This is a genomic window from Nocardia barduliensis (genome assembly GCF_013315795.1).
GTDB lineage: Bacteria > Actinomycetota > Actinomycetes > Mycobacteriales > Mycobacteriaceae > Nocardia > Nocardia barduliensis.
In genome coordinates this window covers 36120-46398 of the sequence record NZ_JABLTE010000064.1, presented here as the reverse complement: position 1 = coordinate 46398, position 10279 = coordinate 36120, and the positions used below count along the sequence as shown (strand labels likewise).

General features: G+C 66.3%; 8 protein-coding genes and 1 tRNA gene. 6 read left to right on the top strand and 3 right to left on the bottom strand.

Annotated elements, in window-relative coordinates:
- The first annotated feature begins 49 nt into the window (after nt 1–49).
- The 4 genes from HOV91_RS24870 to HOV91_RS24855 all read left to right on the top strand — a co-directional run bounded on the left by HOV91_RS24870 (nt 50) and on the right by HOV91_RS24855 (nt 2486).
- Nucleotides 50–1261, top strand: a complete 1212-nt coding sequence (locus HOV91_RS24870) for a DNA polymerase III subunit delta' (protein WP_174187820.1) — start codon at nt 50–52, stop codon at nt 1259–1261.
- 56 nt (nt 1262–1317) lie between these two features.
- Nucleotides 1318–1393: transfer RNA gene (locus tag HOV91_RS24865), tRNA-Thr, on the top strand.
- 522 nt (nt 1394–1915) lie between these two features.
- Nucleotides 1916–2077, top strand: a complete 162-nt coding sequence (locus tag HOV91_RS24860) for a hypothetical protein (protein ID WP_174187819.1) — start codon at nt 1916–1918, stop codon at nt 2075–2077.
- Between the two features lie 160 nt (nt 2078–2237).
- Entirely contained in the window at nt 2238–2486 is a 249-nt protein-coding gene (locus HOV91_RS24855) for a hypothetical protein (RefSeq protein WP_174187818.1), read from the top strand.
- A 191-nt stretch (nt 2487–2677) separates the two neighbouring features.
- Here HOV91_RS24855 and HOV91_RS24850 read toward each other — a convergent pair whose 3' ends face one another.
- Both HOV91_RS24850 and HOV91_RS24845 read right to left on the bottom strand, forming a co-directional pair.
- A complete protein-coding gene (locus tag HOV91_RS24850; RefSeq protein ID WP_174187817.1) occupies nt 2678–4393 on the bottom strand; it encodes an nSTAND1 domain-containing NTPase in 1716 nt (571 codons plus the stop codon).
- Between the two features lie 162 nt (nt 4394–4555).
- Nucleotides 4556–5878: a cytochrome P450 gene (locus tag HOV91_RS24845; RefSeq protein ID WP_174187816.1), complete on the bottom strand. Its 1323-nt coding sequence runs from the start codon at nt 5876–5878 to the stop codon at nt 4556–4558.
- 756 nt (nt 5879–6634) lie between these two features.
- Here HOV91_RS24845 and HOV91_RS24840 point away from each other — a divergent pair.
- Complete coding sequence (locus tag HOV91_RS24840) at nt 6635–7636, top strand: ParB/RepB/Spo0J family partition protein (RefSeq protein WP_174187815.1); 1002 nt, start codon at nt 6635–6637, stop codon at nt 7634–7636.
- Complete coding sequence (locus HOV91_RS24835; RefSeq protein ID WP_312884756.1) at nt 7633–8607, top strand: NAD-dependent epimerase/dehydratase family protein; 975 nt, start codon at nt 7633–7635, stop codon at nt 8605–8607. Before HOV91_RS24840 ends, HOV91_RS24835 begins: the two co-directional genes overlap by 4 nt.
- A 92-nt stretch (nt 8608–8699) precedes the next feature.
- Here HOV91_RS24835 and HOV91_RS24830 read toward each other — a convergent pair whose 3' ends face one another.
- Nucleotides 8700–10235, bottom strand: a complete 1536-nt coding sequence (locus HOV91_RS24830) for a condensation domain-containing protein (RefSeq protein ID WP_174187814.1) — start codon at nt 10233–10235, stop codon at nt 8700–8702.
- Between the last annotated feature and the right edge of the window lie 44 nt (nt 10236–10279).

The following is a 10279-nucleotide window of genomic DNA, read 5'->3' as shown; positions in this document are numbered from 1 at the left end:
GTCCGAGACCGGCCGGGGTCTGTCGGTGGGGGCGGCTAGGGTGTACGGCGTGGCGGGTGTCTTCGATCGGTTGGTCGGCCAGGAGGCGGTCGAGTCCGAGCTGATTGCCGCCGCCGTCGCGGCGCGCGGAGGCCGGGTCGACGGCGCGATGACGCATTCGTGGTTGTTCACGGGGCCGCCGGGGTCGGGCAGATCCGTTGCGGCGCTGTGCTTCGCGGCGGCGTTGCAGTGCACCGACTCCGAGACACCCGGGTGCGGCAGATGCCACGCCTGCACCACGACCATGGCGGGCACGCATGGCGACGTTCGCCGGGTGGTGCCCGAGGGGCTGAGCATCAGCACCAAGGAGATGCGCGAGATCGTCCAGGTGGCCTCGCGCAGGCCGAGTACGGGGCGCTGGCAGGTGGTGGTCATCGAGGATGCCGACCGGTTGACCGAGGCGGCAGGCAACGTGCTGCTCAAGGTGGTCGAGGAGCCGCCGGACCGGACGGTGTTCCTGCTCTGCGCGCCCTCGGTGGATCCGGAGGACATCTCGATCACGCTGCGCTCCCGCTGTCGGCATGTGCACCTGGTGACGCCTTCGGTACCCGCCATCGCGCGGGTCCTGCGAGAACGCGACAAACTCGACGAGAAGACCGCGAACTGGGCCGCCTCGATCAGCGGCGGGCACGTCGGCCGAGCCCGCAGGCTCGCCACCGACGAGGAGGCGCGAGCCCGCCGCCGGCGCGCACTGGCGTTGGTCACGGCGTCCGGAAAACCCGGCGCGGCCTACGCCGCCGCCGACGAGCTGGTCCGCGCGGCCGACGACGAGGCCAAGCAGATGAGCGCGGCCCGCGACGAACGTGAGCGCGAAGAACTGGCCACGGCGATGGGCGCGGGCGGCACCGGCAAGGGCGCGGCGAGCGCCACCCGCGGCTCGGCGGGCGTCCTCAAGGATCTGGAGCGACGGCAGAAATCACGCGCGACCCGCACCGGCCGCGACGCACTCGATCGCGCCCTGATCGACGTGGCAGGCGTCTACCGGGACGCGCTGGCCGTCCGCTTCGGCGCCACCCGCCTCGGCTCCGGCGTCGCGCTCACCCACCCGGACCTGTCCGACGAGATCCACGACTTGGCCGAGCGGGTGCGCCCCGAGGGCCTGCTGCAATCCATCGAGGCCGTCCTCGCCTGCCGCGAAGCCCTCGACCTGAACGTCAAACCCCGTTTCGCCCTCGCCGCCATGGCGGCCGCCCTCATCGCGGCCCGCGCCCAATCGCCGTGACCACCCGTTTTCGCGATCCGGCCGCGAGACGATAGACTCGCTTGGCCGAAAGGCACGCCGCCTTAGCTCAGTCGGTAGAGCGCTTCACTCGTAATGAAAAGGTCAGGAGTTCGATTCTCCTAGGCGGCTCCAACAAAGGCCCCTGACGTGGTTGTTCACGTCGGGGGCCTCTTCGTTTGAACCGCCAGTTCGGTGGGTGTGGTCACGATCCGCCGAACCGCTCTCGCCGCACTCGCTGTCGCATTGACCGGCTGTGCCCCGACCACGGACCCCACACCACGGCCGACAATGACACGGCCGCCCGTATCGGTAGCGGCTCAGGCGCCGCTCATAACGGCTGCGCCCGTCACCGTGCCCGGTATGCCGACCGGCACCGGCCGAGGCGTAGCGACGATCTCAGCCACTTTCACGGACTCCGCCGACACGCTGGCCGATACGTCCGCAGTCACGGCTTCTGGCGGTGTGGTGTATGTCGGGGCGAGCATCATGCAGGGACGTGCGAGGTATCGAGCGCTGACGTGTGACTCGGGTTCGGAGCGGTCGTCGTGACGGCGGCTGACGACCGAGGTCACGGCTTCTTACAGATTCGGCAGACGTCAGCGCTGGATCTCTTACGGTCCTTCCACCCGATCGAAGGGCCCCGGGATCGTGACCATGAAGGTCACCACCGCCGTAACGCTCACCACCCGCCAGATTGCCGAGGCGCTGGGCGCCGACCCGAAGACGCTGCGGCTGTTCCTCTGCGCGTCGGCCGCTACACAGCGGTCGGGTCCAGCAAGCGATACGAAGTCTCGGCGAAGGATGCCGACCCGATGAAGACCGGTTCACGAAGTGGACAAGGAGCGCGCAGCGGCCAAAGCGGAGGCGGCCACACCCCCGCCGAGTAATCCGCCCAATCTCCCGGCCCTGTCGGGTGTGCTAGCTATGCGGGACGATGGGGGACGTGCAACCTCCCGCGCCCGGACCCGTTTTCGATGTGATCGCCGTGCTGAACGGCGTGGTGGACCTGCGGTCCTATCCGCGCCGGAACCTGGTCCTGAGTTCGCCGCAGACCGGCGGTTTCATGTTCGGCTCGGCAGGCTACCAGCGCGCGATCTTCGAGCCGGTCGTTCACCTGGTCAATGGCATCGAGCTGCTCGAATCTCAGGGCTGGGAGCTGGTCAGCGTGGTCGAACGGAACATTCAAAATGTCTACTACACCTTGGCATTCATGCGTCGGGCCTGACGTAGGCCGGTTCGATGGCAGACTGCGCTGAATAGGGCTTTCCGGAGGTGAACACTTCTCCCGCCCGGCGGCAGCGCCCGACGGTCGGGTGCTCCCACCTGCTCGGTGGGCCCCGATCGGCATGGTTCGTGCTGTTGCCGCCGGGTGTGCGGGCGCTTGCCGCCGCAGCTGAGGAGCCGAGATCAGAGCGGTTACGCGGTCATGGACGAGTGCGTGTTGTGGAGCTCGAAGGTGGCGGCCGCTGCGGGGCCGTCGTTTCGGGCACTACTTCGGAGGTAGGCGACGATGGTCGCGGCGGGATCTCGTTCGAATCTGATTGATGCGTCTAGAAACTCGGTGGCGGAGGTGGCCAGGGTCGGTTCCGCGTGGCGCAGCGCGCTCACCAGCCGGGCGCCACGGTAGAGGAGTGCTGGATCACGGCCGGACAGTTCCCATTCGGCAGCGTCGAATTCCGTTCGCCTGCACCAAATCAGTGCGGTTCTCTCCTCGCGGATCCAGGCGCTGAGTCTGCGCCAGGTGAGTAGCAGGTTGTGCGCGAGGTGGGCGGATCGGTCATCGACGGTGATGATCCGGGATCGGGTCAAGCGCGTGACCAGCTGCGAGCCGGATGGCGTCCTGGCGGCGACACGGCTCAACTCTGTCAGTGGTAGGAAACGCCGCACGACGCTGCCGTCGGTGTGCACGGTGACCAGATGGAGCAGCACTTGCCGGGAGTCGGTTTTCTCCTGGTCGGAGAGCATGTCCCAGGCTGTTTCGGCCATGCGTTCCACGATGCCCGCGACGCCGCCGATCCGGGCGAGTCCTGCGACGGTCAACGCGTTCTTCTCGCGGGTCGACCAAAGCGCGCGCAATGTCATCGACAGCAGTGGAACTGCGCCGGGCTCGGCGAATCCGAGGTGCGGGTGGTGTGTCGAGAGCCGGTCGATCAGCGTGGACTGCAGCAGCTCGGTCACGCCCGGCTGGATGGCAACCCCGTATGCGCGCGCGGGTTCGGTGATCACGGAGACGATTTCCCGCGGGCACAGCGAAGTCAAGGTGAGGCTGTTGCGCTCGACCGCCTCGGCCAGATACGGATGATCGGTGCACGCCGGAACGGCATCGGCGCGTATCGCGAAGAGAATCTGCGCGAATTCCGCGAGCTTCTGCAAGGCGGCAAGGAAGCGAGATACCTGCTGTGGATCCGGGCGATCGGTGAACAGCTCCTCGAACTGATCGATGATGATCAGCAGACGGCCGTCCCGGTCCGGTTTCACTCGCTCGGGTAGTGCGTCGACACCGTGGTCGACATCCCCGAACCCGGATGCTTCCATCAGCGACCGAACAGGATCCGGCCCCGGGCTGAGCATCACCGTCTGCCGAGCCGGAGCCGTCGACTGCAGGGCGGGCAGCAGTCCGGCCCGCAGCAGCGACGTCTTGCCGACGCCGGAGGCACCGACAAGTGCGATGTACTTGCTAGGTCCGTAGACCAGCCGGGTCAGTTCGTCCACAGCACGCGCCCGCCCGGCGAGAGGCGTCGCCGCGGAAAGGTAAGGATCGATGCCCGGGTAGGGAACAGGCTCGTGCGCCCCGGATTGTCCGGTGACCGGCGATCGAGCCATCGACCACAGCGCTCGCCAACTCGGCATGCTCAGCATCTCGGTGGATACGCCCGCGCGGCGCCGTGCTCGCCTGCCGAGTTCGGCGAGGACAGGAGCCAGGGTCTCGAATCGCGCGGGCACATTGCGCCCGGCCTTCCAGTCGCTGATCCGCTGCGCCGAGACGGTCACCGGTCGCGCGGTGTCGCAGGCCTCCTGAGCCCGCCGCTGTGCTCGCATCGCGACGCTACGCAGTGACGGACTACCCGCTGCGTCGTACAGAGCCGCGAACTTGCGCGCGAATTCCTCGCGCGCAACGTGTGCGCCACTCATCCCATGAAAGTGAACTGCTGACCTCGCGCTCAACTCCGCCCCCGATTTCTTGCGTGGGCACCTGGTTCCACCCCCGTGCCCGACTTCTTTGTCTTAGACGCGGCAATGGCCTCGTCGGTTCCCTTGTTCCAGTTCTATCAACGAATCGGGAAACGTGCCGACCTACGGGCGAAGCGGGGGAGTCTCCGCGGGCCGTGGCCGTGGCCGCGGCCTGGATGGGGCAGGCATGTCGCCGGGCTGCAACAGCGTGGCGAACTGCGGTGTCACCTGTGTGAGCTGAGGTAGGTGAAGGTTTCCGGCGGCGGTGATGTGCCGTGCCGCGAGGACCATCTCGACGATGCCGAGGTGGGATCCCGGGCAGATGCGCGTGCCAGACCCGAACGGAATGTAGGCGTGCCTGCGGTGCGCGAGGGCTCCACCGGACCATCGACCGGGGTCGAAGTGCTCCGGCTCGGTCCAGTACCGATTGTCGCGGTGCAGCAGATAGGGGCACATGATGACCTCGTGGCCCGGTTTCACGCGGTAACCGGCCAGCTCCGTCGTGCGAACGGCGGTCCGGGAAAGGACCCACTGGGGAGGATGCAGGCGCAGCGATTCACGAATCACCGCGATCGTGTAGGTGGCCTCCGTGGGCAGGCCGGCGGCTGTCAACCGGCTGCGGCCGAGCTCGTCGGTGACCCGCGCTCGGATCTCCGGGTGGTCGGCCAGGTGAAGTAGCAGCCATGTCAAGGCGATTCCGGGGACGCCGGGCGCGGCGAACATCGACATCCGCAGCACCGCGAGGACCTGCTCCTTCGACCTCGGTTCGGCATCGTGGAGCAGGACGTCGAGCAGGTCGCGCGGCGCTGTGGGCGGGGGTGCGCCGACACGCAGCTCGATGCATTCGGCGAGCAACTCGACAAGTCTCCGGTTGGCCGCATCCGCCGCGGCCGCAGCGGGTCTGGGTAACCAGCGCACCCGGGCCTCGGCACGATCGATTGCGGAATAGGAGCTGGCGAACAAGTCCGCGGCCGCGGTATGTATGTCGTCGATCAGCTTCTGGGTTCTGGTATCGCCACCGAGGCAGAAGTCGGCGATTCCCCGCCCGCAGAGATCGCGGCACGCTTCGACCAGTCCGGTTCCGAGGCTGCTCGGATCCGCGGGCAGCCATCGCGGCGATCGCGCGATGTGCGCGTCGACGATGTCGGCCCGGAAGCCGCGCCACAGTTCGCGTCGGACCGTCATCCACGCCGGGAGCCGTGCGAGCCGTGCGGTACGGCCTCGAGCTCCGGCGATGCCACCCGAATCGATGATGAAGTTCGTATTGGTTTCCGTCAGGACGCGGTGCACAGTATCCGGCTCGAATACCGCGATGATGCCGCGGGCCAGCCGGGTCCCGTCCGCGCCGGTCTGTTGAGCCCGCTGCAGCCAAGTCAGCGGGTCGCGTCGATATTCCGCGAGATCTCCGACGAAGCCGCTGATTCCGATCAATGTACGGGCGGCCATTGATCGCACGTGTAGTACAGATATGCCCTGGCGACCCGAGCGCGGGTGAAGCGCCGGAACCAGGCAGCGGCGAAATCTCGCATATCGTGAACCGTCCATTCAATAGGTGGTCGAGCGGTACCCCGGCAGAATGGCACGAGCAGGATCATCATTCAATGATCCGCCGACGCGATCATCGGATCGGCGCAGGCCAGTCGGGTCGGAAACTCGTCCGGTCCGGACATGCCGAGCGCCGCGAGGGCCACCGGGTGCTCGCGCTCGGGGTCGACCCCACACGGAGTGGCGACGGTGGCGGGACCCGGCAGACGTGATCGACCTCGACGTGCAAATCATGTGGAAAGTCAATAACACTGCAGTACAAGTGATTTCGTCGTACGCCGCCGCGGGCTGGGTGCACTGGATCACCCGGTGGTTGTCCGGTCCGGACAGAACTTTCGGGCCACTGACCTGCGTCCGCTTCGCAGGTTCGAAGTACTCGCGTTGAAAAGCGTCGACGGCCGCCATACCGTTCGGTCCTGAAACTGCTTCTCGGGAATCACCCGTCGTGGATGCGACGTCGTGCGTTCGCCAAGTGGTCGAAGGGGGAAATGCTGTGCGGAGAAATTTATGTCCTGGCCCTGGCGGTGATCGGAATTGTCGCCGAAGAGGCTGCACAAGCGACGGATAGCACGCACGCATTTCCATCTGCCCGATATCTGTGACCAGGACACTTCTGTGCCCGGCTATCGGCGACTCGGTGATAGAAACGAGAATAATGTGATAACCCAACCCCTGATCGGCGGCCACCAGCCCGATCTCTGCGACGAGTCCGATACCGGTTCCGCGAGCGAAGCCGACGTCACCGTATCGTCGGACACCGCCTTGCTGGAGATCGACGACCTGGTGCTCACCGACAGCCTGCGTGCGGGCGGACTCGATGACGACCATGTGCAGCGGCTGGCCGAGGTCGTCGGACAGCTGCCGCCCATCTCGGTCCACTTCGGCACCAAGCGGGTGATCGATGGGATGCATCGGGTAGCCGCGGCCAAGCTCGGTGGGCTCCGCACGATACGTGCCCGTTTTCTCTTCGGGCATCTGGACGACGCCTTCCTGTGGGCGGTCCGGGCGAACGTCACCCACGGGCTGCCGCTGAGCTCGGCGGACCGCAGGGCAGCGGCCGCGCGGATCGTTCGGACACATCCCGAGCTGTCCGATCGGAAGATCGCGGGGTTGGCCGGGCTGGCGCCTGCGACGATCGGTTCGCTCCGCTCGGGCATGCGCGATCATGGGCACGCCACGCTGCGCGAAGGCAAGGACGGCAGGATACGCCCGCTGAACGCGGTCGACGGCCGGTTGGCGGCCAGCCGCATCATCGCCGTGCGCCCGGATGCCTCGCTGCGGGAGATCGCCAAAGAGGCCGGGATCTCGCTCGGTACGGCACGGGATGTCCGGCTTCGGCTCGCTGCGGGAGCGGATCCCGTACCCGCGAAACATCGCGGGCACTCGGGCGACGTACCGGACGATCCGGTTCCCGTGCCCGTGGACCCGGTCGTAGATCTCCGAGAACACCTCACGGCACTGCGCCGTGACCCTTCGCTGCGCTATACCGATGCGGGGCGTTCGTTCTTGCATTGGCTCAACAGCCGGATGATCACGGTGGAGGAGTGGCAGACAGCTGTTCCGGAGTTGCCCGCCCACTGCGGAGTTCGTATCGCCGCAATCGCCAGAGAATGCGCCCGCGTGTGGTCCAGACTCGCTGACGAAGCGGAGACGAAGTGAGAACATACGACCGCGGCGACAGGCGGATGCGGCGCGTAATGGTCGCTGGCGGGGCGGGATTCATCGGGAGCCATCTGTGCGCGCGCCTACTGGACGAGGGATACGCGGTCCTGTGCGTCGACAACCTCAGTACCGGTAGATTCGACAACATCGCCGACGTCGCTGAACTGGGCGGCTTCGAATTCCTGCACGCCGACGTCGCCGAGCCGTTCGACATCCGCGGTCGGATCGACGCTGTCGTCAACCTCGCGTCACCGGCCAGTCCGGCGGACTACCTGCGCGCGCCCGTCGAAACCTTGCGTGCCGGTTCGGCCGGCTCATTCGCGCTGCTGGAGTTGGCGAGAACGCATGACGCACGCTTCGTTTACGCCTCGACCAGCGAGATCTACGGCGACCCTCTGATCCATCCGCAGCCCGAGGGCTACTGGGGCAACGTCAATCCGGTCGGCCCGAGATCCGTCTACGACGAAAGCAAACGGTTCGGGGAGTCCGTCTGCGCCGCGTATCGGCGGGAGTTCGGGCTGGATTCGTGCATTGTGCGGATCTTCAACACCTACGGACCGAGGATGCGGCGCGACGACGGCAGGCTGGTCCCCAACCTGATTACCATGGCACTCGCAGGTGAGCCGCTCCCCATCTACGGCGACGGAACGCAGACTCGCTCGCTGTGTTATGTGGATGACACAGTCGACGCGTTCGTACGGATCATCGAGGCTTCGATAGCGGGCCCGGTGAACATCGGCAACCCGGTAGAGCATTCCGTACTGGAAATCGCGAGTCTCGTCCGTGAGCTGTCCGACACCACCGGACGGATGGACTTCGGTCCCGCGATGGTGGACGACCCGCGCCGCCGATGCCCCGATATCGGCACGGCGGAACGGGAACTCGGTTGGAAGCCCGAGGTCGACATACGCGAAGGGATTCGGAGAACCATCGCGTATTTCAGCGACACGCAGAGCATGTCCAGCTGATCCGGCGACCTTCCGGACGCCGGGCTTCGGCAGCCAGTTGCTGGACGTCCCTGCGCGGAGACCGCCCAGCTCGGTGATCCGCGCAGCGGCGCTCAATCGGGATGGTCGGCGAGAATTCGCTCGATGACTTCCCTACCCAGCGTATGCACATATCCGGGCGGGAAGCTGTCGGCAAGGTAGCCCAGGGTCAACACCATCTGCCGCCCGCTGTCGGTGAGTGTGCACTCGAGCCCGGGCATCGGTGTCTGCGGTGCGAAACGGAGGTCTTCGCTGTGTACGCCGGTCAGCTGGAAGCGGCCTGTCCAGGCCCGATTGGCGCTGAAGTAGAAGGAAGGGAGAAGATGCATCTCCGGCCCGGCGCCGGGCCATAGCATCTCGGCGATCGCCGTGTTCGGCACCAGCGCATGCGTCAGAGATTCGGCGGTGCTCTGCTGGGCGTATGCAGCCGATGCGGACAGGTCGCGATCGGCCGTCAAATCCACTGGGACGTAGATGTCATGGGCTAGCGGGCCGAACGTGTCCGCGGTTTCGCCCGTGCGGTTGGCCATCGTGGTGACGATGCAGAATTCGCGTTCCCGCACACGGTCGCGCAACGAGACGAGGAACGAGCCGAGCACCAACGAGTACACCGTCAGGTTGCGGCCCCGAGCCGCATCGCGCACGGCAGCGGTCTCCGAGGCTGCCAGCGTGATCGAGGTGCATTCCGGCTTTTCCTCCGCAGGATGGCGGTAGTCGGTGAACGGCGTGCTCGTGATGGTCGGATCGCTGCCGAGCCTGTCGCGCCAGTAGGACTCCACAGCGGCCGGGTCCGCGGCGCATCGGCGTTGGCTCGCCGCCCAAGCGGTGAACGGTGTGGTGACCGGAGGCAATTCGTTGCCCTCGTAGATCTCCGAGAAGTCGTGCAGCAATATGTCGAGAGAGAAGCCGTCGGCGATGATGTGATCGAGGACGAAGAGAAGTACGTGATCGTTCGGCGACAGGCTGAACAATTGGCAGCGGGCCATCGGCGCGGCATAGCGATCGAAAGCGCGGTCCGCTTCCGTCCTCATCCTTGCTCGCTGTGCGCCCTCTCCGAGATCGAACGTCTGCAATGCGAAGCGGTGGGTGGGCGCTATGTCGAGGAACGCCGAGTCGCCGGATCGGCGGAAGGTCGCTCGAAGCAGTTCGTGCCGATCCGCCATCCCGTCCAAGGTGCGCTGGATCTTCGTCGAATCCAACGGCCCGCGCAGGCGCAGCGCTTGCTGGACGAGGAATGGTTCGGCGTCTGCCTGACTGGCACGTTCCGTGAACATCAGGTTCCACTCCTGAGCCAGGGATGCCCGTCGCGGACCGTCCTGGAAGGTGTCCGGGTGAGTCGTCATCTGGTCGGCGGAACGGTCTGCGTGTGAGGTGCCCGATTCGCGAAGCGCATGCGCGGTGAGCGCGCCCAGTGTCGCGTCCAGGTAGAAGTCCTTGAGCCGAACAGCTACGCCGAGGCGGCGATTGACGGTCGTCACCACCGCCGCGGCCCCGATGGATTCACCCCCGAGAGCGAAGAAATTGTCGGTGACGTCGACATCGTCGACGGCGAGTTCGGCAAGCCAGATCTCGCGTACGATCTCGGCGACATCATCGGCTGGATCGCGCATTTGGATTCCCGTCAAAGTCGCAGGCGCAGGTCACTTTCCGCACC

Excerpts from the sequence above, each read along its gene's own strand:
- HOV91_RS24860 (WP_174187819.1), top strand. The coding sequence starts at position 1,916 with ATGAAGGTCACCACCGCCGTAACGCTCACCACCCGCCAGATTGCCGAG.
- HOV91_RS24850 (WP_174187817.1), bottom strand. The coding sequence starts at position 4,393 with ATGAGTGGCGCACACGTTGCGCGCGAGGAATTCGCGCGCAAGTTCGCG.
- HOV91_RS24830 (WP_174187814.1), bottom strand. The coding sequence starts at position 10,235 with ATGCGCGATCCAGCCGATGATGTCGCCGAGATCGTACGCGAGATCTGG.
- HOV91_RS24845 (WP_174187816.1), bottom strand. The coding sequence starts at position 5,878 with ATGGCCGCCCGTACATTGATCGGAATCAGCGGCTTCGTCGGAGATCTC.